This window comes from Pseudomonas sp. LBUM1661 (assembly GCF_059695925.1).
In genome coordinates, this window is the sequence record NZ_CP166794.1 from 1,438,956 (window position 1) to 1,461,009 (window position 22,054).

The 22,054-nt window shown below is 59.7% G+C and carries 20 protein-coding genes; 8 read left to right on the forward strand and 12 right to left on the reverse strand.

What is annotated here, in order from left to right:
• Positions 1 to 4: 4 nt before the first annotated feature.
• Together ACA057_RS06455 and pdxH are read left to right on the forward strand one after the other, a co-directional pair.
• Positions 5 to 1,129, forward strand: a complete 1,125-nt coding sequence (locus tag ACA057_RS06455; RefSeq protein WP_497346825.1) for an OmpA family protein — start codon at positions 5 to 7, stop codon at positions 1,127 to 1,129.
• A gap of 24 nt (positions 1,130 to 1,153) precedes the next feature.
• On the forward strand, positions 1,154 to 1,801 hold the full coding sequence (pdxH, locus tag ACA057_RS06460) for a pyridoxamine 5'-phosphate oxidase (RefSeq protein WP_401357256.1): 648 nt from the start codon (positions 1,154 to 1,156) through the stop codon (positions 1,799 to 1,801).
• 5 nt (positions 1,802 to 1,806) lie between these two features.
• On the opposite strand, the gene ACA057_RS06465 is transcribed toward pdxH, so the two are convergent.
• The gene (locus tag ACA057_RS06465; RefSeq protein ID WP_401357254.1) at positions 1,807 to 2,043 is read right to left on the reverse strand and encodes a hypothetical protein; all 237 of its coding nucleotides are present in this window, start codon (positions 2,041 to 2,043) and stop codon (positions 1,807 to 1,809) included.
• A 169-nt stretch (positions 2,044 to 2,212) separates the two neighbouring features.
• On the opposite strand from ACA057_RS06465, the gene ACA057_RS06470 reads away from it, so the two are divergent.
• Positions 2,213 to 2,677, forward strand: a complete 465-nt coding sequence (locus ACA057_RS06470; RefSeq protein ID WP_497346828.1) for an outer membrane lipoprotein — start codon at positions 2,213 to 2,215, stop codon at positions 2,675 to 2,677.
• Between the two features lie 974 nt (positions 2,678 to 3,651).
• Here the strand turns inward: ACA057_RS06470 and nhaA are convergent.
• Positions 3,652 to 4,839, reverse strand: coding sequence for a Na+/H+ antiporter NhaA (gene nhaA, locus ACA057_RS06475; RefSeq protein ID WP_497346830.1), 1,188 nt, complete (start codon positions 4,837 to 4,839; stop codon positions 3,652 to 3,654).
• A 239-nt stretch (positions 4,840 to 5,078) separates the two neighbouring features.
• Here nhaA and ACA057_RS06480 point away from each other — a divergent pair, with 239 nt between their 5' ends.
• Complete coding sequence (locus tag ACA057_RS06480) at positions 5,079 to 6,173, forward strand: PLP-dependent cysteine synthase family protein (protein WP_497346832.1); 1,095 nt, start codon at positions 5,079 to 5,081, stop codon at positions 6,171 to 6,173.
• A 115-nt stretch (positions 6,174 to 6,288) separates the two neighbouring features.
• Here the strand turns inward: ACA057_RS06480 and ACA057_RS06485 are convergent, their stop codons facing one another.
• The 3 genes from ACA057_RS06485 to ACA057_RS06495 form a co-directional block, all read right to left on the reverse strand.
• The gene (locus ACA057_RS06485; RefSeq protein ID WP_497346834.1) at positions 6,289 to 7,902 is read right to left on the reverse strand and encodes an NAD(P)/FAD-dependent oxidoreductase; all 1,614 of its coding nucleotides are present in this window, start codon (positions 7,900 to 7,902) and stop codon (positions 6,289 to 6,291) included.
• A gap of 94 nt (positions 7,903 to 7,996) precedes the next feature.
• A complete protein-coding gene (locus ACA057_RS06490; protein WP_497346836.1) occupies positions 7,997 to 8,662 on the reverse strand; it encodes a COG3650 family protein in 666 nt (221 codons plus the stop codon).
• A gap of 185 nt (positions 8,663 to 8,847) precedes the next feature.
• On the reverse strand, positions 8,848 to 9,447 hold the full coding sequence (locus ACA057_RS06495; protein WP_497346838.1) for a short chain dehydrogenase: 600 nt from the start codon (positions 9,445 to 9,447) through the stop codon (positions 8,848 to 8,850).
• Between the two features lie 106 nt (positions 9,448 to 9,553).
• Between ACA057_RS06495 and ACA057_RS06500 the strand changes: the two genes are divergently transcribed.
• A complete protein-coding gene (locus ACA057_RS06500; protein ID WP_497346840.1) occupies positions 9,554 to 10,468 on the forward strand; it encodes a LysR family transcriptional regulator in 915 nt (304 codons plus the stop codon).
• A gap of 125 nt (positions 10,469 to 10,593) precedes the next feature.
• Here ACA057_RS06500 and ACA057_RS06505 read toward each other — a convergent pair whose 3' ends face one another.
• From ACA057_RS06505 to ACA057_RS06525, 5 genes are all read right to left on the reverse strand, one after another.
• Positions 10,594 to 11,295: an ABC transporter ATP-binding protein gene (locus ACA057_RS06505; RefSeq protein ID WP_497346842.1), complete on the reverse strand. Its 702-nt coding sequence runs from the start codon at positions 11,293 to 11,295 to the stop codon at positions 10,594 to 10,596.
• Entirely contained in the window at positions 11,296 to 12,063 is a 768-nt protein-coding gene (livG, locus tag ACA057_RS06510) for a high-affinity branched-chain amino acid ABC transporter ATP-binding protein LivG (RefSeq protein WP_497346844.1), read from the reverse strand.
• Positions 12,060 to 13,316: a high-affinity branched-chain amino acid ABC transporter permease LivM gene (locus ACA057_RS06515; RefSeq protein ID WP_307340688.1), complete on the reverse strand. Its 1,257-nt coding sequence runs from the start codon at positions 13,314 to 13,316 to the stop codon at positions 12,060 to 12,062. The genes livG and ACA057_RS06515 overlap by 4 nt, the downstream gene beginning before the upstream one ends.
• Positions 13,313 to 14,236 carry a high-affinity branched-chain amino acid ABC transporter permease LivH gene (livH, locus tag ACA057_RS06520; protein ID WP_497346847.1) on the reverse strand — a complete coding sequence of 308 codons (924 nt, stop codon included), beginning with the start codon at positions 14,234 to 14,236 and terminating at the stop codon, positions 13,313 to 13,315. The genes ACA057_RS06515 and livH overlap by 4 nt, the downstream gene beginning before the upstream one ends.
• Before the next feature lie 232 nt (positions 14,237 to 14,468).
• Positions 14,469 to 15,596, reverse strand: a complete 1,128-nt coding sequence (locus ACA057_RS06525) for a branched-chain amino acid ABC transporter substrate-binding protein (RefSeq protein WP_497346849.1) — start codon at positions 15,594 to 15,596, stop codon at positions 14,469 to 14,471.
• Between the two features lie 338 nt (positions 15,597 to 15,934).
• Between ACA057_RS06525 and ACA057_RS06530 the strand changes: the two genes are divergently transcribed.
• The gene (locus tag ACA057_RS06530) at positions 15,935 to 16,240 is read left to right on the forward strand and encodes a DUF2288 domain-containing protein (RefSeq protein WP_007906642.1); all 306 of its coding nucleotides are present in this window, start codon (positions 15,935 to 15,937) and stop codon (positions 16,238 to 16,240) included.
• Between the two features lie 271 nt (positions 16,241 to 16,511).
• On the opposite strand, the gene ACA057_RS06535 is transcribed toward ACA057_RS06530, so the two are convergent.
• Positions 16,512 to 18,713 (reverse strand): hypothetical protein, encoded by a 2,202-nt coding sequence (locus tag ACA057_RS06535; protein ID WP_497346851.1) that lies wholly within the window; start codon positions 18,711 to 18,713, stop codon positions 16,512 to 16,514.
• Between the two features lie 198 nt (positions 18,714 to 18,911).
• On the opposite strand from ACA057_RS06535, the gene ACA057_RS06540 reads away from it, so the two are divergent.
• Positions 18,912 to 19,808, forward strand: coding sequence for an NAD(P)-dependent oxidoreductase (locus tag ACA057_RS06540; RefSeq protein WP_497346853.1), 897 nt, complete (start codon positions 18,912 to 18,914; stop codon positions 19,806 to 19,808).
• Between the two features lie 109 nt (positions 19,809 to 19,917).
• Here ACA057_RS06540 and ACA057_RS06545 read toward each other — a convergent pair whose 3' ends face one another.
• Complete coding sequence (locus ACA057_RS06545; protein ID WP_497346855.1) at positions 19,918 to 20,280, reverse strand: YkgJ family cysteine cluster protein; 363 nt, start codon at positions 20,278 to 20,280, stop codon at positions 19,918 to 19,920.
• Between the two features lie 370 nt (positions 20,281 to 20,650).
• Here ACA057_RS06545 and ACA057_RS06550 point away from each other — a divergent pair, with 370 nt between their 5' ends.
• Positions 20,651 to 22,000: a spinster family MFS transporter gene (locus ACA057_RS06550; protein ID WP_497346857.1), complete on the forward strand. Its 1,350-nt coding sequence runs from the start codon at positions 20,651 to 20,653 to the stop codon at positions 21,998 to 22,000.
• Positions 22,001 to 22,054: the final 54 nt, after the last annotated feature.

Here is a 22,054-nt window from a genome sequence, read left to right on the forward strand (position 1 = left end):
TCCAATGTCAACCAAACAAACCCTCGCCTTGGCACTGTGCTTCGCTATCACCGGTTGCGCACAAACTCCACAAAATGACTCGGATGGCAGCAGCTGGTGGCCGTTCGGTTCTTCCGACAAAGTCGCCGCTAAAACTCCGGCTCCGGCTCCAGCATCTGCCCCAGCACCCTTGAAGCCTGCCGCGACCGCGCCGGTGGCCAAGACTGAAAGCGCCAGCCATTGGTACTGGCCGTTCGGTTCCGATGACGGCGCCGACAAGACGCCAGCCAAGGCTGAGGTAAAACCTGAAGCCAAACCCGTAGCCAAGCCGGTTGAAGTGGCCAAGGCTGAGGCCGATGCGGGTGGCAAATGGTGGTGGCCGTTCGGCGGCAAAGAGCAGAGCACCGCCAAAGTCGTGCCGATGCCTGATCCAAAAGTCACCCAGGCCTGGCTTGACGACTACGAGCCGCGTCTGCGCGAAGCGATCAAGGACAGCAACCTGAAACTCGAACGCCGTGAAAACGTGTTGGTCGTTACCGCGCCGGTAGAAGGCTCGTTCAACCCTGACCGTCCCGCCATGCTGCTGCCAGTGACCCTCGGTCCGTTCACTCGTGTCGCGAAAATCCTTGAAGTCGATCCAAAGACTGCCGTACTGGTGCTGGGTCACAGCGATACCTCGGGCGCTGCTCCGGCCAACGTGAAGCTGAGCCAGGAACGCGCTCAAGCCGTGGCTGCGATCTTCCGCCTCAGCGGTCTGCAACGTGATCGCCTGATGCTGCGCGGCATGGGTGGCGAAGCCCCGCGTGCTGCCAACGACAGCAATGAAGGCCGTGCCTTGAACCGTCGCGTGGAACTGCTGGTCACTCCGCAAAACACCATGGTTGCGCTGCTGAGCAAGTACAACATGCCAGCGCCGGCACCGGTGCGCCTGGTGGCTGCCCAGGACGTGAAGCCGGTCGCCGTGCCTGTGACCCCGGCACCCGCCGCGAAGAAAGCTGCCGTGCCGGCCGCGAAAAAGGCGCCAGCGAAGAAAGCCGCTGCCAAGAAGGCTCCGGCCAAAACCGCGACGCCGGCGAAAAAGACTGTTCCGGCCAAAGCCGTCGCCGATGCGAAAAAAGTCGACGTCGCTGCCGATGCCACAAAGAAGTGATTCGTTAACCAAAAGGAATGCGCCATGACCCAGGGCCTGGCTGATATGCGTCGAGACTACACCCGTGATGGCCTGACCGAAGCACAAGCCCCGGCCGAGCCATTCGCGCTGTTCCATCAATGGTTTGCCGACGCGGTGAAAACCGAACAGGCACCGGTGGAAGCCAACGCCATGACCCTGGCCACGGTCGATCAGGACGGTCGGCCCCATTGCAGGATTCTGCTGCTCAAGGGCCTGGACGAGCAGGGCTTTACCTTCTTCACCAACTACGACAGCGCCAAGGGCCAGCACCTGACCGCGAATCCATTCGCGGCCATGACGTTTTTCTGGCCAGCCCTGGAGCGCCAGGTGCGCATCGAAGGGCGTGTGGTGAAGGTTACGCCCGAGGAGTCCGACGCTTACTTTCAAGTCCGGCCCCTAGGCAGCCGCCTCGGTGCCTGGGCTTCGCCGCAAAGCCGGGTAATTGCCGACCGTGCCGAGCTGGAAGCGTTGCTCAAGAACACCGAGCAACGGTTCAGTGACACCCAACCTCACTGCCCCGAACATTGGGGCGGTTATCGCCTGCTCCCCGAGCGCATCGAGTTCTGGCAAGGCCGTCCGAGCCGCCTGCACGATCGCCTCAACTACCGCTTACAGGGCGCCGACTGGATTCTTGAACGTCTGGCACCCTAAGCAGTCTACCGACCGGGATAGCCTGCCGCAGCGGCCTCGAGCCACTGTGGCAGGTCCCGACGCTTGATCTTCTGCGCTTGAGCGTTCGCCAGCTGCTGGAGCATGAAGGCCTTTTTCTGCTCATCTCCTCCCGCCAGGGCTAACGCCAGATCGCGGTCCATCCAGCGTTTGATTCGTACGTATAACCACCCGTGGAAGTACAGGCCGGCGACAGTGGTGACGACAATGATGAAGTAATCCATGACAATCCTTGAGTCAGCGGGGCAGATTGCGCAATTTGCCGCTACTGTGTGGTGAGTTCGCGAGGGCGTCTGTACTGGAACTGAATGAAACCAATTTTATCCGGGCGATGCCGTGACAGGCGTCAAGCTGCGGAGTTTAATGATTACCTGTCTTTTTGGAGTTGATGCTATGCGTAAGTCTGTTCTGTTGGTTGCTTCCTTTTCCACCATGGCGATGTTGCTCACTGGCTGCCAATCGAACCTGTCCGGTGACTCCTACTCCCGTGACGAAGCGCGTCGTGTGCAGACCGTTCGCATGGGCACCATCGAATCCCTGCGTCCGGTGAAAATCGAAGGCACCAAGACCCCGATCGGCGGCGCCGCTGGTGCAGTCGTGGGCGGTGTTGGCGGTAGCGCCATCGGCGGCGGTCGCGGCAGCATCGTTGCCGCGGTCATCGGCGCAGTAGCCGGCGGCCTGCTCGGTTCGGCCACCGAAGAAGGCCTGACACGCACCCAAGGCGTGGAAATCACTGTACGCGAAGACGACGGCAGCATGCGCGCCTACGTGCAGCAGGTTCAGGAGAACGAAGTGTTCCGTGTTGGCGAACGTGTGCGGATTGCCACTGTGGATGGTACGAGCCGCGTTTCGCACTAAGCCGGACAGGGCAAAAGAAAACCCCGATCAGGTGACTGGTCGGGGTTTTTTTTTGAGAGGTAGAACGAGGTGGGTACATATCCATTTCTGCGGTAACGGCGGCTATTGGTTCCGCCCTTACGGCGTGTCACTTGGAAGAGCCCCAAGTAACCAAGGGCTCTTGCCCCTTTCGTTCGGTGCCTCGCTAAGGCTCGGCATGCCCTCGCTCCGGTCCTGCTCCGTGGGCCCGCCGCCATCGGCCATCCATGGCCGGGGGCGGCTAACCCGGCATCCCTGCCGGGTTACCCACTGCGCAGAACCTGCGCTCGGCCTTACGATGGGGCGGTGCATCAAAATCAAAAGCGACAGGCGAGCTAACGCTCGACCTGATGAGTGGTGGGAAGCAAAAGCGTACGCCGCTCTGCTTCTGATTTTCTGTAGGAGCGAGGCTTGCCCGCGAAGGCGGCCTGACAGCCGACCAGTCTCTCGCAGGTGTACCCAGACCAAATGTGGGAGCGAGCCTGCTCGCGAAGGGCGTTAACGATGACGGTTTTCAACAGAATAAACGCGATGCCTGTGAGTCCATCGCGAGCAAGCTCGCTCCTACAGGGGATCGGTGCGATACAAAGATGCGCACACACGGTCAAGGAGCTGCCGAAGGCTGCGATTTTTTGATCTTGCCGTTGCTTTGCTTTGCTTTGCTTTGCTTTGCTTTGCTTTGCTTTGGCTTCAGATCTGCCGCCCCTTTCCCAGAGGCCGAACGCAGGCGTTGCGCAGGGGGCACCGCGGCAAGGATGCCGCGGTAGCCGCCCCCGGCCATGGATGGCCGATGGCGGCGGGCTCCCGGAGCAATGCCGGAGTGAGGGCATGCCGAGCCTTAGCGAGGCACCGAATGGCGGGGCAAAAGCCCTTGGTTACTTGGGGCTTTTCCAAGTCACTCGCTGTAAAAGCGAAACCGCCGGCAGCCGCAACCGCAGAAACGGATATGCCCCCGGTTAAACCGCCGAAGAGCTTCCCTTTCGACTAGCCACCGCCACCACCGCATAACCAATCAACGCCGCCAATATCGAACCGGTCAAAATCCCCATCCGATCCATCCCGGCGTATTCACTGGCACCGGGCACAAAGGCCAGGGAACCGACAAACAAACTCATGGTGAAACCAATCCCGCAAAGGATCGCCACGCCCAGCACCTGGCCCCAATTGGCGCCTTGGGGCAGGGCGGCGATGCCGATTTTCACCGCCAGCCAGGTCAGGCCAAACACGCCCAGGGTCTTGCCCAACAGCAGGCCGACCGCGATGCCCATCGGCACGTGGTGGGTGAAGCTTTCGACGGTCACGCCGCTCAGCGACAACCCGGCGTTGGCGAAGGCGAACAGCGGCAGGATGCCGTAGGCCACCCACGGGTGCAGCGCGTGTTCCAGGGTCAGCAACGGCGAAGGTTCGGCGTTCTTGGTGCGTAGCGGGATGCAGAAGGCCAGGGTCACACCGGCCAGTGTCGCGTGGACACCGCTTTTGAGCACGCAAACCCATAGGATCAAACCAATGATCATGTACGGCCCGAGCTTGACCACCCCGAGTCGGTTCATCGCGATCAACGCCACGATGCACGTCCCGGCCAATGCCAGGGACAAGGTCGAGAGCGCGCCCGAATAGAAGATCGCGATGACGATGATGGCGCCGAGGTCGTCGATGATCGCCAGGGTCATCAGGAACAGCTTCAACGACACCGGTACGCGTTTGCCGAGCAAGGCGAGTACGCCGAGGGCGAAGGCGATGTCGGTGGCCATCGGGATGGCCCAGCCACCGAGGGCTGCCGGGTTGTCGCGGTTGAAAAACCAGTAGACCAGCGCCGGTACCACCATGCCGCCGATGGCAGCCGCGCCGGGCAGGACGATCTGCGAAGGCTTGGACAGTTGGCCGTCAAGGACTTCGCGCTTGACCTCCAGGCCGATCAGCAGGAAGAACAGGGCCATCAGTCCGTCGTTGATCCACAGCAACAACGGCTTGGCGATTTTCAGCGCGCCGATCTGGGCCACCACGGGGGTGTCCAGCAGGCCGTTATAGAGCCACGACAGCGACGAGTTGTTGATGATCAGAGCCAGGGCTGCAGCGGCGATCAGTAACAGACCGCTGGCGGCTTCCAGCTGGAAGAAACGCGTGAACGTGCTACGCAGAGGCAAGGTCGCTCTCCATCGATGAATTCAAAAGGTGGCACACCCTAACCCGTACCGTTAGTTGTTAAAACAAAAGTTATATTCTTTTTTGTTATATGCCGTGACAGCTCGAACAATCAGCACGGACCTGAGCCTAGCAGTTGCCCGGCGTATTGGATCTCAGCTGTATCTGTGCGTGATGTAGGTTTTTTCCTAAGCTTATGGGCTGAGCCTTGCAACAAGGCCGACTCGACGAGAACACCACCATGAGCGACAACCGACAGTGGGCCCGCGAAGCCATCCGGATCATCGAAGCGGACTTCCAGCGTAGCGCCGACACCCACCTGATCCCCTTGCCGCTGCCGGGGTTGCCGGGTATCGAGTTGTATTTCAAGGATGAATCCAGCCATCCCACCGGTAGCCTGAAACACCGGTTGGCCCGTTCGTTGTTCCTCTATGCGCTGTGTAACGGCTGGCTCAAACCCGGCGCGCCGGTGATCGAGGCGTCCAGCGGTTCGACGGCGATTTCCGAGGCGTATTTCGCCCGGTTGCTGGGTTTGCCGTTTATTGCAGTGATGCCGGCCAGCACCTCCAAAGAGAAGATTGCGCAGATCGCGTTCTACGGTGGCAAGAGCCATCTGGTCGATGATCCGACGCAGATCTACGCCGAGTCTGAGCGCCTGGCTCGGGAAAACGATGGCCACTTCATCGACCAATTCACCTACGCCGAACGCGCCACCGATTGGCGGGCGAACAACAACATCGCCGAATCGATCTTCCAGCAAATGCGTTTCGAGCAGCATCCCGAGCCGAGCTGGCTGATTTCCAGTCCTGGCACTGGCGGCACCACCGCGACGCTGGGCCGTTACGTGCGTTATCGCCAGCATTGCACCCGCGTGCTGTGCGCGGATGCCGAACGTTCGGTGTTTTTCGATTACTACCAGACCGGCGACGCCAGCCTGCGACTGGATCACGGTTCGCGGATTGAAGGCATTGGTCGGCCTCGGGTCGAGGCTTCGTTCCTGCCCAAGGTGATTGATGCGATGGTCAAGGTGCCGGACGCGTTGTCACTGGCGGCCATGCATTACCTGGCGCAGCGTTTGGGTCGACGGGTAGGCGGTTCGAGCGGGACCAACCTGATCGGCGCCTTGATAGCGGCCCGGCAGATGGTGGCGGAGGGGGAGTCGGGGTCGATCGTGGCGATTCTGTGCGATGGCGGCGAGCGCTATGAAACCAGCTATTACGATCAGGCCTGGCTCCAGGCCCAAGGGTATGAATTGAGCGGGTTGATCGATGCCGTGGCGGCGAGTGTCGAGCGCGGCGAGCCGCTGCCGGACACCGTGCTCCGCGCCAACATCTAACACACCAAAAACCAATGTGGGAGCGAGCCTGCTCGCGATAGCGGTAGATCAATCAACATCTCTGTTGAATGTTATTCCGTCATCGCGAGCAGGCTCGCTCCCACAGGGATATGTGTCAGGCTTCGAGGCCGAGGATGTCTCGGGCCACGGCTTCGGCGATGCGAATCCCGTCCACACCCGCCGACAGAATCCCGCCCGCATAACCCGCACCTTCACCGGCCGGGAACAAGCCTTTCACGTTCAAACTCTGCATCGATTCATTGCGGGTAATCCGCAGCGGCGATGAAGTACGCGTCTCGATCCCGGTCAACACCGCGTCGTGCAGCGAGTAACCGCGAATCTGTTTCTCGAACGCCGGCAAGGCTTCGCGAATGGCTTCGATGGCGAACGCGGGCAAGGCCAGCGCCAAGTCACCCAAGGCAACGCCCGGCTTGTAGGACGGCTCGACGCTGCCCAATTCAGTGGAAGGCTTACCGGCAATGAAATCACCGACCAGTTGCGCCGGCGCCTCGTAATTGCTGCCGCCCAGCACATAGGCGTGGGATTCCAGGCGTTCCTGCAACTCGATACCCGCCAGCGGGCCGCCCGGATAATCGACTTCCGGGGTGATCCCGACGACGATCCCGGAGTTGGCGTTGCGCTCGTTACGCGAGTACTGGCTCATGCCGTTGGTGACCACCCGGCCCGGCTCGGACGTCGCCGCCACCACGGTGCCGCCCGGGCACATGCAGAAGCTGTAGACCGAACGGCCGTTGCTGGCGTGGTGCACCAGTTTGTAGTCGGCGGCACCGAGTTTCGGGTGGCCGGCGTATTTGCCCAGGCGTGCGCGGTCGATCAGCGACTGCGGGTGTTCGATGCGGAAACCCACCGAGAACGGCTTGGCTTCCATGAATACGCCACGGCCATGCAGCATGCGGAAGGTGTCGCGGGCGCTGTGGCCGAGGGCCAGGATCACGTGTCTGGAGTGGATCTGCTCGCCGCCATTGAGCTCGACGCCGACCAGTTGGCCGTCCTCGATCAACACGTCGGTGACGCGCTGCTGGAAGCGCACCTCGCCACCCATCGCGCGAATCTGCTCACGCATGTTTTCGACAACGCCGGTCAGACGGAACGTACCGATGTGCGGTTTGCTGACGTAGAGGATTTCTTCCGGCGCACCTGCTTTGACGAACTCGTGCAGGACTTTGCGCCCGATGAATTTCGGGTCCTTGATCTGGCTGTAAAGCTTGCCGTCAGAGAATGTCCCCGCGCCGCCTTCACCGAATTGCACGTTGGATTCCGGGTTAAGCACGCTTTTACGCCACAGACCCCAAGTGTCCTTGGTGCGCTGACGCACCTCGGTGCCACGCTCGAGGATGATCGGCTTGAAGCCCATTTGCGCGAGCAGCAGCCCGGCGAAAATCCCGCACGGACCGAAGCCCACGACGACAGGACGTTGCTCAAGATCAGCCGGCGCCTGGCCGACCACTTTGTAGCTGACATCCGGTGCCACGTTGACGTTACGGTCATCGGCGAACGTGTGCAGCACCGCGGCCTCATCGCGAACGTTGAGGTCGATGGTGTAGATGAAGCACAGTTCGGAAGATTTTTTGCGCGCATCGTAGCTGCGCTTGAACAAGGTGAAGTCGAGCAGGTCATCGCTGGCGATGCCCAGGCGCTGCACGATGGCAGGGCGCAGGTCTTCATCGGGATGGTCGATCGGCAACTTGAGTTCGGTGATTCGTAACATGACGGGATCCGGTTCGCGGGGCGCACAACTGCGCCAAGGCGTTTGAAACCGGAGATTATAAGCCCCAAAGGTAATTCCCGTGAGGCTAAAACGATCAGTCGTCGCGGGCCCCGCCAAAATACCCGCAACCGCGCTGAACCTGGCCGTCGATACGCAGCTCGGCGCTCATGTGCTGCACGCTGCCGGTGTTGCTGTCGACGCAACGTTGCGGCGCCACCCACAGTTCGATGTGCTGGTTATTGGCTTCGGTGCTGAGGTTGAAGCGGCCATCGCCCAGTTGCTCTTCAACGTATGGCACGGCTAATGGCGGCTGGCCCGCGCGGTCGATGACCAGGCCTTTGCCGCTGACTTTCACGTTCCACTCAGGCCCATGGCCGGCGGCGCGCAGGATCAGCAGTTTGAAGTTGGGATCGTTGCACGCGGCCCCCGAACGCTCGACGCGGTACAACTGCTCCAGATCGAGGCGGCTGTCGGCGCCATTGGCAACGATGCGCCCTCGGACATCGGCGAACAGCTTGCCCTGGGCATCGGCCAGGGTCGCGGCCTCTTGCAGGACGCTGGTGCCACCGGTGTCGTTGACCACGTAGCTGCGTTGTTCATTGCATGGCTGGAACAGAAGCTTGCCATCGGCAGCGGTCAACTGGCCCTGCAAGCGGGTCTGGCCCACATGAGCGGCGCTTTCACGCGAGCCATCGAACATCTGGCAGGCAGCGAACAACGGAAGCAGGGCAACAAGGACTAAGGAACGGGCAACACGCATCTTTGGGTCTCCTGACAAGTGCCGCCACGTTACTCAGCCTGACCGTTCATCACAACCCCGACAGGTCTCCGTCGATCAACCTCTAGGAGCGAAGCTTGCTCGCGAAGGGGCTGATACATCCAACATCGTCGTTGAATGACCCAACGCTTTCGCGAGCAAGCTTCGCTCCTACAGGGGGTTGTGTATCAGCCGACGTGAAAAGTCTGACCGGTCTGCAAGCCTTCCACACTTTTGGCGTAGGCCAATGCCACATCCGCTGCCGGAACCGGTTTGTAGCCACGGAAGTACGGCGCGTAGCTGCCCATGGCTTCGACCAGTACATTCGGGCTCACCGAGTTGACGCGCAGGCCGCGTGGCAGTTCGATCGCCGCCGAGCGAACGAAGCTGTCGAGGGCACCGTTGACCAGTGCAGCCGAGGCGCCGCTGCGGATCGGGTCGTGGCTGAGCACGCCGGTGGTGAAGGTGAACGACGCGCCGTCGTTGGCGAATTCGCGGCCGATCAGCAACAGGTTGACCTGACCCATCAGTTTGTCTTTGAGGCCCAGGGCGAAGCTGTCTTCAGTCATTTCGTCCAGCGGCGCGAAGGTCACGTTACCAGCAGCGCAGACCAGCGCATCGAACTGGCCGGTTTGCTCGAACAGTTTGCGAATCGAGGCGCTGTCGCTGATGTCCACATGAAAATCACCGCTGTTGCGACCGATGCGGATAATTTCGTGACGCTCGGCCAGTTCCTTGTCGACCGCTGAACCGATGGTGCCGCTTGCGCCGATCAAAAGAATTTTCATTGGGGCTGATCCTGGTGTGAGTGGAAAGAGATCTCAGTCTAGAGTGGTTTTTTCCATTGATAAGCGCGCTAATAGGCAACCTTTGGTTTTCAAATGGAAACAGTCCATGAGCGAGATGGATGATCTGGCGGCGTTTGCGGTGTTGATCGAAGCGGGAAGTTTCACCTTGGCGGCGCAGCAATTGGGGTGCAGCAAAGGCCAGCTCTCCAAGCGCATCAGTCTGTTGGAGACGCGGTTCTGCGTGGTGTTGTTGCAACGCACCACTCGCCGCTTGAGCCTGACGGCGGCGGGTGCGGCGCTGTTGCCACAAGCACAGGCGTTGCTAGTCCAAGTGGAGAGGGCGCGTCAGGCATTGGCGCGGTTGAAGGACGATATGGCCGGGCCGGTGCGTATGACGGTTCCGGTGTCGTTGGGGGAAACATTCTTCGATGGCTTGTTGCTGGAGTTTTCCAGCAAGTACCCGCAGGTGCAGATTGAGCTTGATCTCAGTAACAACTATCGCGACTTGTCTCGGGACGGATTTGATTTGGCCGTCCGTTCCGAAGTGGCCAACGATCAACGGTTGGTCGCGCGCCCCTTGTTGGCGTGGAACGAAATGACCTGCGCCAGCCCGGCCTATCTCGAACAATACGGTGAACCGCAGACGCCTCAAGCGTTAGCGGAACATCGCTGCCTGCTCAACAGCCATTACAGCGGCCGCGAAGAATGGCTCTATCACCAGCAACATGAGTTGTTGCGGGTGCGAGTGTCAGGGCCGTTCGCCAGCAACCATTACAGCCTGTTGAAAAAAGCCGCATTGGCTGGGGCTGGCATTGCACGGTTACCTTCTTACCTGCTGCAAGCGGAATTGGCTGATGGGCGATTGCGCTGGCTCCTGCGCGATTATCAGACGCGGAGCATGCCGATGTACCTGGTGCATCCGTATCAGGGTGGATTGCCGAAGCGCACGCAAGTGTTGGTGGATTATCTGATTGGCGGGTTCAAGCGCAGTGGCGAGGCGCTGGATCGACTTCAACGATAATCTGCCTCCACACAAACCCTGTGGGAGCGAGCAAGCCCGCACACATTGGATTTTCAGTGTTGTTGAGGGTTGTGGCGGGGATAAAAAAACGGCCCGAAGGCCGTTTTATTGTTTACCGCAATCGCTTAGCCACCGAGGTATGCTTCGCGCACTTTCGGGTCGGTCAGCAGGGCTTCACCGGTGCCTTGCATCACCACACGACCGTTCTCCAGAACGTACGCGCGGTCAGCAATTTTCAGCGCCTGGTTGGCGTTCTGCTCCACCAGGAACACCGTCACACCGTCCTTGCGCAGCTGTTCGATGATGTCGAAGATCTGCTGGATGATGATCGGTGCCAGACCCAGCGACGGCTCGTCGAGCAGCAGCAGCTTGGGTTTGCTCATCAGCGCACGGCCGATGGCGAGCATTTGCTGTTCGCCGCCGGACATGGTGCCACCGCGCTGGGCGAAGCGTTCTTTCAGGCGTGGGAAAAGTTCGAGAACCTTGTCCATCTGTTCCTGGTAATCGCCCTTGGCGGTGAAGAAACCGCCCATGGACAGGTTCTCTTCCACGGTCAGGCGGGCAAACACCCGACGACCTTCCGGGACCACCGCGATGCTCTTGCGCATGATCTGCGCCGAGGTTTGCCCCACGAGCTCTTCACCCATGTACTTGATGCTGCCGCTGTGGGCTTGCGGCGAACCGCAAAGCGTCATCAGCAAGGTGGATTTGCCCGCGCCGTTGGCGCCGATCAGGGTAACGATTTCGCCCTGGCGGATCTCCACGTTGACGCTGTGCAGGGCCTGGATCTTGCCGTAGAAAGTGGAAACGTTTTCGAATTGCAGCATTTACGCTTCCCCCAGGTAGGCTTTGATCACTTCAGGATTGTCGCGGATCTGTTCCGGCGTGCCATCGGCCAGGGGCGTGCCCTGGTTGATCACGACGATGTGGTCGGAAATGCTCATGACCAGTTTCATGTCGTGTTCGATCAGCAGCACGGTGACGTTGTGCTCTTCGCGCAACATGCTGATCAGCGCCTTGAGATCCTCGGTTTCCTTGGGGTTCAGGCCGGCAGCCGGTTCGTCGAGCATGAGGATCCGCGGGCGGGTCATCATGCAGCGGGCGATTTCCAGGCGACGCTGCTGACCATAGGCCAGTGTGCCGGCCGGACGGTTGGCGAACTGGGTCAGGTTGACCTTGTCCAGCCAGTACTCGGCGAACTCCATCGCCTCACGTTCGCTCTTGCGGAACGACGGGGTCTTGAACAAGCCGGACAGGAAGTTGGTGTTCAGGTGGCGGTGTTGCGCGATCAAGAGGTTCTCGACCGCCGTCATGTCCTTGAACAACCGCACGTTCTGGAAGGTCCGCACCACGCCTTTGAGGGCAATCTTGTGGCCGGGCAAACCTTCGATCGCCTCGCCATCCAGCAGGATGCTGCCGCCGCTCGGTTTGTAGAAACCGGTCAGGCAGTTGAACACGGTAGTCTTGCCGGCACCGTTAGGGCCGATCAGTGCAACCACCTGTTTTTCCTTCACGGTCAGGGCCACGCCGTTGACCGCCAGCAAGCCGCCGAAGCGCATGCTCAGATTTTCGACTTTAAGGATCTCGCGGCTCATTTGCGCAGCTCCATGTGAGGACGTTGCATGGGCAGCAGGCCTTGAGGACGCCAGATCATCATCAGCACCATCAAGGCGCCGAACATCAACATGCGGTACTCACTGAACTCACGCATCATTTCAGGCAGCAGGATCATCACCACGGCAGCCAGGATCACACCCAGTTGTGAGCCCATGCCACCCAATACGACGATGGCGAGAATGATCGCCGACTCGATGAAGGTGAAGGACTCCGGGGTCACCAGACCCTGGCGGGCAGCGAAGAAACTACCGGCAAAACCGGCGAAGCTGGCACCGAGGGTGAAGGCCGACAGCTTGATGACCGTAGGATTGAGACCCAGTGCACGGCAGGCGATTTCGTCTTCACGCAGCGCTTCCCACGCGCGTCCCAGCGGCATGCGCAGCAGGCGGTTGATGACGAACAGCGCAGCCAGGGCCAGGAACAACGCAACCAGGTAAAGGAAAATCACCTTGTTGATCGAGTTGTACGCCAGGCCGAAGTACTCGTGGAAGGTCTGCATGCCTTCGGCTGCTTTACGCTCGAAGGTCAGTCCGAAGAACGTCGGTTTCTCGATGTTGCTGATACCGTTCGGGCCACCGGTGAGGCCGGTCAGGTTACGCAGGAACAGACGGATGATTTCACCGAAGCCCAAGGTCACGATCGCCAGGTAGTCACCGCGCAAACGCAGCACCGGGAAGCCGAGCAGGAAGCCGAAGGTGGCTGCCATCAGACCGGCAATCGGCAGGCAGATCCAGAAGCTCAGACCGTAGTAATGCGACAGCAACGCATAACTGTAGGCGCCGACGGCATAGAAGCCGACGTAGCCAAGGTCAAGCAGACCGGCCAGACCGACCACGATGTTCAGGCCCAGGCCCAGCATCACGTAGATCAACACCAGGGTGGCGATATCCACCGCACCGCGAGAGCCGAAGAACGGCCAGACCAGCGCACCGGCGATCAACGCAATGATGATCCAGCGCTGGGTGGTCGGCAGGGTCAGGAAGTTACTGGCCTTGGCCGGAATCAGCGGCATGCTTGGCGAGGAGCGCCAGGCCGAGCTGATCTGCTGGTCGAACAGCACCCGCAGGAACATCAGCACCGAGCACACGGCGATGGTGATCAGGGTGGCGTTACTGGTGCCGTGGACTTCGAGGTTGATGCCGACGATGGTCAGTTTCAGACCGAGTACCGGGTAGGCAACGGCCCACACCAGCAAGGCGCTGAACAACGCCTGTTTAAGATTCCTAGTCATACTTTCTCAACCTCCGGACGGCCCAACAGGCCGGTTGGCCGGAACAACAACACCAGGACCAATAGACCGAACGCCACAACGTCCTTGTATTGGTCGCCGAAGATATCGGCACCAAAGGCTTCCGCCACCCCCAGCACGATCCCGCCGAGCATGGCGCCGGGGATGCTGCCGATACCGCCCAGTACCGCTGCGGTGAAGGCCTTGAGGCCGACCAGGAAACCGGCGTTCGGGTTGATCACGCCGTATTGCATGCTCAGCAGCACGGCCGCGATGGCCGCCAGTGCGGCACCGATGACGAAGGTCAGGGCGATGATGTTGTTGGTGTTGATACCCAAGAGGTTGGCCATCTTGATGTCTTCGGCACAGGCACGGCAGGCGCGACCCAGGCGAGAGCGGGAGATGAACATCGTCAGGCCGAGCATGGCGACGAAGGTCACCACGAACACCACGATTTGCATGTAGGAAATCAGCACTTCTTGTGCGCCACCTGGCCCGAAGGAGAAGTTACCGGGGATCAGGTTGGGGATGGATTTGTCCTTGGAGTCTTGCGCCAGCAGAACGGTGTTCTGCAGGAAGATCGACATGCCGATGGCGGAAATCAGCGGGATCAGACGGTTGCTGCCGCGCAGGGGGCGGTAGGCGATCCGTTCAATGCTGTAGCCATAGGCACTGGTCACGACGATGGTCGCGAGAAAAGCAGCGGTCATCAACAGTGGAACACTGTCGAGTCCCATCATGGTCAGGCCCGCAATGGCGATGAACGCCACGTAGGAACCGATCATGTACACCTCGCCGTGGGCGAAGTTGATCATTCCAATGATGCCGTAAACCATCGTATAGCCGATGGCGATCAGGGCATACGTGCTGCCAATGGTCAGACCATTAACCAGCTGTTGGAAAAAGTGATAGATGTCAGGCATTACAGCGCTCCTAAAAACCTGATACGCATTTCACTGGTGGAGTCATTTTCCCGCTCGAGCCCCGTGGATCTGCATCCACTTCGAACGCGAGGTTTGCCAGCGAACCGCTGATGACGGTTTTGAGATTTTCAGGTGGGGAGACTGGCGGATCACGCCAGCGCGGCCCAATACGTTCGTAAAACAAAGCCCACGGCACGCCGTGGGCTTTGTTGGCAGTCAGTCAGGCAACGCCTTACTGAGGCTTAGCTTCAGTTTTAGGTTTGCCGAAGTGCCACTCGTAAACCACAAATTTGAAGTCTTTCAGGTCGCCCTTGGCGTCGAAGCTCAGGTCGCCAGTCGGGGTTTTGAAAGTGCCGGCGTGGATGGCTTCAGCCACTTTGGCCGCGTCTTCGCTCTTGGCCGCCTTGATACCGTCGGCAATCACGGTCACCGCCGAGTAGGCCGGGAACACGAACGGACCGCTCGGGTCTTCTTTCTTCGCTTTGAACGCATCAGCCAGGGCGATGTTGGCCGGATCCTGGTCGAAGGATTTCGGCAGGGTTACCAGCAGGCCTTCGGAAGCGTCCTTGGCAATCTGCGAAATCGAGTCGTTACCCACGCCTTCCGGACCCATGAACTTGGCTTTCAGGCCTTTTTCCTGGGATTGACGCAGGATCAGACCCAGCTCCGGGTGGTAGCCGCCGTAGTAGACGAAGTCGACGTTGGCTTGCTTGAGCTTGGCGATGATCGAGGAGAAGTCCTTGTCGCCGGCGTTGATGCCTTCGAACACGGCAACCTTGGTGCCTTTCTTCTCAAGGGTTTGTTTTACAGCGGTGGCGATGCCTTCGCCGTATTGCTGTTTGTCGTGCAGAACGGCAACGATCTTCGGTTTTACGAAGTCGGCGATGTAGTTACCGGCGGCAGGGCCTTGGGCGCTGTCCAGACCGATGGTGCGGAACACCATTTTGTAACCACGGGACGTGATGTCCGGGCTGGTGGCAGCCGGAGTGATCATGATCACGCCTTCGTCTTCGTAGATGTCCGAAGCCGGTTGAGTGGAGCTGGAGCACAGGTGACCAACCACGAACTTGACGCCGTCGTTGACGACTTTGTTCGCGACCGCTACCGCTTGTTTTGGATCACAGGCGTCATCGTATTCAACGGCTTCGAGTTTCTTGCCGTCTACGCCGCCTTTGGCGTTGATCTGTTCGATGGCCATTTTGGCGCCACTGAACTGCATGTCGCCGTATTGGGCTACAGGACCGGTTTTAGGGCCGGCGATGCCGATCTTGATGGTGTCAGCTGCGAACGAATGGCTGGCAACCCCGGCCAGAACCATAGCGGCAAACAGTTTGGAAATCTGCTTAGTAGCCTTAGTCATAGTGCTCCACTCTTACTGTTGTAGTTTTTATAGTCCTGGCGCCGTAGCAGCAGAACCGGGTCAGATATCTTCGATATCCTCCGGAAAATGCCCCCGGCAACTGTACCGGTACAGTGTAGAGCGCCGATTGTCAGCCTGGGAAGCTGGCGCCAGGGGGCAAAACCTGAGGGTGTCGCTTTTTTGAAAGAAAAAGACAGAATCGCGGCGGGGGTTCAGGCTGAATGAACAGCAATCCTTGGCTTTCCTGCACTTTTCAATCGGTGACTCAATTGCATCCGGGTTTTTCTGCCAGACCACCGACGTTATGATTGCGTCGATTTCTTTTCCGGACAGGACCCATGACTCAAGAACCTAGCACCCTCTATGCCAAGCTGCTTGGTGAAACCGCATCTATTACCTGGAAGGAGCTGGAGCCGTTCTTCGCCAGGGGTGCCCTATTGTGGGTCGACCCAGGTCTGGATTTGATCGCCGCAGCCGAGGCGGTGGCGACCGACGAAGGCGAGAAAGTGGCTGCCTGGCTGGCTGCCGACAAGGTCGCCAAGCTGTCTGAAACGCGGGCGCTGGATCTTTTCGAACGTGATCCGGAGCTGTGGGCGGTGGTCGTTTCACCGTGGATTTTGATCCAGGAAAGGGCGACGAGCTGACATGCCGCGCTAAATCAGTGCGCCGCTTGATCGGCTAAAAGTGTGTAGCCGAGTAGCGTGATGGCACGTTGCCGTAGAGAAAGGCCACAGCCTCACGGTGACGTAAACGTAACGGGAACAGTTGAGCGAGCAGCCTGAGGGCTGCTTAATTGTTTCTGGATGTTGTTTTGCGGTGTTTTTGAGGGCGCCATCGCTAGCAGGCTAGCTCCCACAGGTCGGCGATAACCTGTGGGAGCTAGCCTGCTAGCGATTGAAGCGACGCGTTGTCAGTTCAGACCGAGAAAGTCTTGCCCGTATGGTTATTCAGCGAAATAACCTTGGTCTTGCCAATCCGGTGACGATAAATCTCGCGCAGGTACTTGATCGCCTTCTTCACGCAATCGCGCGACAAACGAATGTCGTTGATCGAGACGAACTTGTCCTTGTCGTTGATCAATTCGCGGTACTTCTTTTCGTACATCGGTTTGATCGCATACCAGTTGGTGTCGAGGATCTTCGCCGGGTTCTCGAACTCATTGAGCAAGTCGTCGATCAGGTCTTCGTCAAACGCTTCGTTGATGATGAAGTCGAGGATCGAGTTGTCCAGGGTCTCGTCGAAGCGGTACGGGTTTTTCGCAAAGCAGCGCTTGATGAACGCCACGATCAGTGTCAGGAAATCATCCGACAGGCACGGGCTCTTGGCGATCAGGGTGGTCAGCGACAAGTTGGCCGACGCGCCGATCACCAGCGCATAACGCTTGAGCGTGGTGTTGGGGAACAGGCTGTTGAGGTGGGTCTTCAACCGGTTCAGGTCCATGTAGGACAGCTTGTAGTCCTTCGGCAACGAAACGATCGACACCACCGACGAGCAGTTCTTGAAGAAGTGCAAGTCGTGCAACGCGGCGGCGTCATACCCCGAGTTCTTGTACTGCTCCAGCGACGCGCGATAACGCTTGGACTCGATCGGCAGCAGGCTGATGCCTTCGATGGCCTGGGTGACCTTGTTGAAGTGTGGCAGGTCGATGGAACGGAAGAACAGATCGTCGATGTTCAGGCGCTGCGGCTCTTTCTCGAACACCTTGAACTTGTCGCTGCTCGGCGGCGGGGTTTCCGGCACCACGGATTCGGCGTAGGCAATCGCCACCGGGCCGGCCAGGCTCATGAACAGGTCGTTGGCGTCGAGGCGAATAGTTTCGCCGATGTCGATGCCGGCGCGACGGAAATAGTTCTGGTCGTAGTCAGTGGTGACTGCCTGCGCCGTCAGAATGTTGAAGATCTGCTGCGAGATGTACTGGTTGGCGTGCTTTTCCATCGCGTTGACGTCGATGTTCTGGATGTTGCCGTCATCGCTTTCTTCGGCATAACGCATGATGTCGTTGGAGATCAGCATCATCGCGTTCCATGGGCGGATACGCCCCATGACACTGGCTTCGCTGCTGTCTTCGTTGGCGAAGTTGTAGGAGAAGTCCCACTCTTCCGACAGGTATTTACACAGCAGGCGACCGGCGTTGATGTGCAGCGCCTCGGACATTTCACTGCGGTGATCGGAAATGTTCGGCAGTACGCAGATGCCGCTGGTGAAAATCGGCTCGAACACGAACGAGTGGCCGCTCTTGCCGTCGTGCTCGTCCATTGGCTTGGTGTCGAACGTCTTGTTCATGTACGAGTGTTGCTGGGCGAGGCCGAATTCCGAGGCCATGCCCGAACCGGTACCGCCGCCGGCACTGAAGATCGAGAAATACAGGCGCGACTGGTTGGCCTTGATGCCGCAGCTGTCGATCAGGTACGAGTGAATCATCTTCCAGTCGGGGCTGGAGAAACGCTGGGTGTCCTTGTTCAGGATGATCTTGGCCAGGTACTGGCCGAGGATCGGCGCGTTACCGGCGCCACCGGCGTGGACTTCCGACAAGTCCATGATTTTCATTTTGCTGTAGTCGCGCAAAAAGCCGCTTTTTTCGCCCTTGCGTGAGAAACGGATGCGACCGGCGATGTCCTTGTCCAGGTCGCCGAGCATCACCAGCGGTTCTACGAGGAACACCGGTTTGGCGGCCTTGTTCGTTCCCAGGCGCAGGTTGTTGCGAATCCACTGCGCCGGGCTGTAGCCCTTTTCGGCGAAGCGTTTGTCCGGCGAGAGACGGTCTTCGTTGTTGAATTCGTTGAGGTAGAACTTGCGGGCGTTGTACACCAGCTCCGCGACATCCAGCGCAATGTTCGAACCGCAACGACCGAGGCCGATCAGGCACACCGACGGGAATTCCTGATCGTTGTGCTGTTCGCTGTCGCCTTCCAGGTGCGGTGGGCGCGGAAACACCATGTCCCGCAGGCCATCGAGGTTGTCGAGGATGCGGTCGGTGTTGGTTTCGGTGAAGTACAGGTATTGCTGAGTGGCCAGCGGGCGCGATGGCGTCAATGGCTTCGAGGGCGCGGGGCTGTTCGCCGCTGGGCTCAGCGTCAGATCGGATATCGCAGTGGCCGGATTGTTTTTAGAAGTCATTGTGCGCCATGTACCTGGACTGGTTGGTTGGGCGACAGGCTGTCGTCAAACCATCACGGATGGGAGCTCGCGTCTTTTGTTCAGCGCGTATTTGGCCCAAGCGTCAGAATCTTGGTCTGAACGTCGCTCGGGGGAATCCTTTCCTAAGTCATGATGAATCGGCCAATATTCACTGATCTTTAATCAAAAGGAGGCCAAATGATGGCAACGCTACCTTCATTGGGGTTTGCCGGGATCGGCCTGATGGGCTTGCCGATGTGTCGGCGCCTGCTGGCGGCGGGCTATCCGCTGATCGTGTGGAACCGCAATCCGGCCAAGTGCGCGCCACTGGTCGAGGCCGGCGCACGACAGGTCGCCACACCGGCCGAGCTGTGCCAGCACGCTGATGTGGTGATGTTGTGCCTGGCGGACACGGCAGTGGTGCGCGAGGTGGTTTTTGGTCCGGCCGGGGTCGCCGAGGGGGCAAAAAGCGCTCAGTTGCTGGTGGATTTTTCCAGCCTGGAACCTACCGCCACGCGGGAAATGGCGACGACGCTGGTCAGCACAACCGGCATGAAATGGCTGGATACGCCGGTGTCCGGTGGAGTGATCGGTGCCGAGGTCGGCAGCCTGGCGATCATGGTGGGCGGCGACGCGGCGGACCTGGAACGCGTCAGGCCGGTGCTGTTGAGCCTCGGCCAGCGCGTGACGCACATGGGCGGCGTCGGGGCAGGGCAGGTGACCAAGGCGTGTAACCAAATGATCGTGGCCTGCAATGCGCTGGTGATTGCCGAAGTGGTGGCGTTGGCCGAGCGCTCCGGCGTCGACGCCAGCCGGATCGCCGAGGCCCTGGCGGGCGGTTTTGCTGATTCGAAACCTTTGCAGTTCCTCGCTCCGCAAATGGCCGAAAGCCGCTTCGAACCGGTGAAATGGCACGTGCGCACGTTGCTCAAGGATCTGGACGGCGCGGTGAAGTTTTCCCGCGAGCAGGGTTCGGCCATTCCCATCAGCGGATTGGCCGCACAATTGATGCGACTGCATGGGGGCCAGGGTTTCCTGGAAAAAGATCCGTCGACGCTGGTGCAGTTGTACCGCGAGCCAGATTCAAAGGGCTGACATTGCGCGACGGCTTGCGCTGGTTGATTTCGGCGTGGCGCGGGGGGCGCCGCCGGCACATTGCTTTCAATGATTTTGGAATTGGCTTTATAGCGATTGGCGCCATGCCTTAAGCGATCTGCTCCAGCATTTCGTACTCGGGTTGCAGCGCTGGCAGCCCGAACGCGGCCCTGGCCGCGTCGCAATCCACGTTTGCCTCGCCATTGGCCCACGAGGCGTCGAATTCGCGGCAGGTGCTGGAGCGCTGGTCGTAAATCGAGCATTGCACGGTGCTGCCCACTTCACCGACCAGCCCGACGCAGCGGGTGGGTTTGCAGTCGGTGCCGAGCATGGCCACCCGACTCGGGCTGATGGGCGCGACCAGCTCGTCGGGCACCGTGCCCCCGGCCGAGGCGCATTCACCCCAGAAAAAAGACACGCGAAAATGAGAACAGCAGGCACCGCAATTCAGACACGGACTGGCTTCGGACATGGGCGATAATCAAAGGAGGGATGGGGGACACGGTGGGGCAGACAAGGCCGCTATTCTAGGCTTCGCAACGGGCTTGGGAAGGGGGGCATAAAGGTATTTTTCACTGGGGCCAATGGCGGTGAAATACCCGTCTTACTGACATCTCAAATTCCATGTGGGAGCGGGCTTGCTCGCAAAAGCGGTGGACCTGCCAAGCTTCTATTGAATGTGCCGGCCTCTTTGCGAGCAAGCTCGGCTCCTACAGGTTTGTGTGGGCACGCCATGGGCTGATATCACACTTACGAATAATTACAGACAGTCGCGGCGAGCCTGACTAGATTGCAGGTTCCGGGGAGAGTGAGGCCCCAATAACAATAAAAGAGACGGACCCATGCAGAACTCGACCCAAGCGGCGAATGCCTGGCGCATTCTGTTCCTGTTGTTCCTGGCCAACCTGTTCAACTTTTTCGACCGCACCATTCCCGCCATCATCATCGAGCCGATCCGCATGGAGTGGCACCTCAGCGACTTTCAGCTGGGGATCATCGGTACCGCCTTCACGATTGTCTACGCCATTGCCGGCCTGCCTCTGGGGCGTATGGCCGATACCGGTTCGCGCAGCAAATTGATGGGTTGGGGCCTCGCGACGTGGAGCGGCCTGACGGCAGTCAACGGCCTGGTGGGCAGTTTCTGGGGTTTCCTGATCGTGCGCATGGGCATCGGCATTGGTGAAGCCAGTTACGCACCGGCCGCCAACTCGCTGATCGGCGACCTGTTCCCGGCCCACCGCCGTGCGCGGGCGATGGGCATTTTCATGCTCGGTCTGCCGCTGGGGTTGTTGCTGGCGTTCTTCACCATCGGCGCGATGGTCAAGGCGTTCGACAGCTGGCGGGCGCCGTTCTTCATCGCGGCAGTGCCGGGGCTGATCCTGGCGATCTTCATGTTCTTCATCAAGGAACCGAAACGCGGCGCCGCGGAAAGCGTGCAAGTTTCGCAGGAACGTGTCGACCGGCCGATCCGTCGGGTGCTGGCGGTGCCAACCTTTCTATGGCTGGTGATGGCGGGGCTGTGTTTCAACTTTGCCACCTATGCCTGCAACTCGTTTCTGGTGCCGATGTTGCAGCGTTATTTCCTGATGCCGTTGCAGGAAGCGGCGGTGGCGACCGGGGTGATCGTCGGCGTGACCGGGCTGTTCGGCCTGACGCTGGGTGGCTGGGTTGCCGACAAGATTCACCAGCGGGTGGCCAACGGTCGCCTTCTGTTTGCGGCGTTCAGCCTGATCATCTCGACCGTGTGCACCGCCTGGGCGCTGCATTCGGGGCGGATCGAGATCGGCGTGTTTGTCGCGGTGTTCAGCGTCGGCTGGTTGTTTGCCTACAACTTCTACACCTGCGTTTACACGGCGATTCAGGACGTGGTCGAGCCGCGCTTGCGGGCCACGGCGATGGCGCTGTTCTTCGCCGGCCTGTATCTGTTGGGCGGTGGTCTGGGGCCGGTGGTGGTGGGCGGTCTGTCCGATCACTTTGCGCACACGGCCATGCTCGCGGCGGGTGCCGAGCAGATGACCGAGGCGTTCAAGGCGGTCGGCCTGCATGACGCCATGTACCTGATCCCGGTGGCGCTGTTTTTCACCATGGTGTTCCTGTTCCTGGCGTCGCGGTGTTTTGTGCGCGATGCCCAGCGGATGAAGGATGGTCTGGTTGCTGTGGTTGAGCCTGAGGTTGTTGTGGCGACTGCATGATCGCTATCGCGGGCAAGCCCGCTCCCACAGGTTTAGTGGTGTTCGCAGATTTTG

What these genes read in the sequence shown, in the direction of transcription:
- ACA057_RS06455 (WP_497346825.1), top strand. Translation starts at nt 5, where the DNA reads ATGTCAACCAAACAAACCCTCGCCTTGGCACTGTGCTTCGCTATCACC.
- pdxH (WP_401357256.1), top strand. Translation starts at nt 1,154, where the DNA reads ATGACCCAGGGCCTGGCTGATATGCGTCGAGACTACACCCGTGATGGC.
- ACA057_RS06465 (WP_401357254.1), bottom strand. Translation starts at nt 2,043, where the DNA reads ATGGATTACTTCATCATTGTCGTCACCACTGTCGCCGGCCTGTACTTC.
- ACA057_RS06470 (WP_497346828.1), top strand. Translation starts at nt 2,213, where the DNA reads ATGCGTAAGTCTGTTCTGTTGGTTGCTTCCTTTTCCACCATGGCGATG.
- ACA057_RS06480 (WP_497346832.1), top strand. Translation starts at nt 5,079, where the DNA reads ATGAGCGACAACCGACAGTGGGCCCGCGAAGCCATCCGGATCATCGAA.
- ACA057_RS06485 (WP_497346834.1), bottom strand. Translation starts at nt 7,902, where the DNA reads ATGTTACGAATCACCGAACTCAAGTTGCCGATCGACCATCCCGATGAA.
- ACA057_RS06490 (WP_497346836.1), bottom strand. Translation starts at nt 8,662, where the DNA reads ATGCGTGTTGCCCGTTCCTTAGTCCTTGTTGCCCTGCTTCCGTTGTTC.
- ACA057_RS06495 (WP_497346838.1), bottom strand. Translation starts at nt 9,447, where the DNA reads ATGAAAATTCTTTTGATCGGCGCAAGCGGCACCATCGGTTCAGCGGTC.
- ACA057_RS06500 (WP_497346840.1), top strand. Translation starts at nt 9,554, where the DNA reads ATGAGCGAGATGGATGATCTGGCGGCGTTTGCGGTGTTGATCGAAGCG.
- ACA057_RS06505 (WP_497346842.1), bottom strand. Translation starts at nt 11,295, where the DNA reads ATGCTGCAATTCGAAAACGTTTCCACTTTCTACGGCAAGATCCAGGCC.
- livG (WP_497346844.1), bottom strand. Translation starts at nt 12,063, where the DNA reads ATGAGCCGCGAGATCCTTAAAGTCGAAAATCTGAGCATGCGCTTCGGC.
- ACA057_RS06515 (WP_307340688.1), bottom strand. Translation starts at nt 13,316, where the DNA reads ATGACTAGGAATCTTAAACAGGCGTTGTTCAGCGCCTTGCTGGTGTGG.
- livH (WP_497346847.1), bottom strand. Translation starts at nt 14,236, where the DNA reads ATGCCTGACATCTATCACTTTTTCCAACAGCTGGTTAATGGTCTGACC.
- ACA057_RS06525 (WP_497346849.1), bottom strand. Translation starts at nt 15,596, where the DNA reads ATGACTAAGGCTACTAAGCAGATTTCCAAACTGTTTGCCGCTATGGTT.
- ACA057_RS06530 (WP_007906642.1), top strand. Translation starts at nt 15,935, where the DNA reads ATGACTCAAGAACCTAGCACCCTCTATGCCAAGCTGCTTGGTGAAACC.
- ACA057_RS06535 (WP_497346851.1), bottom strand. Translation starts at nt 18,713, where the DNA reads ATGACTTCTAAAAACAATCCGGCCACTGCGATATCCGATCTGACGCTG.
- ACA057_RS06540 (WP_497346853.1), top strand. Translation starts at nt 18,912, where the DNA reads ATGATGGCAACGCTACCTTCATTGGGGTTTGCCGGGATCGGCCTGATG.
- ACA057_RS06545 (WP_497346855.1), bottom strand. Translation starts at nt 20,280, where the DNA reads ATGTCCGAAGCCAGTCCGTGTCTGAATTGCGGTGCCTGCTGTTCTCAT.
- ACA057_RS06550 (WP_497346857.1), top strand. Translation starts at nt 20,651, where the DNA reads ATGCAGAACTCGACCCAAGCGGCGAATGCCTGGCGCATTCTGTTCCTG.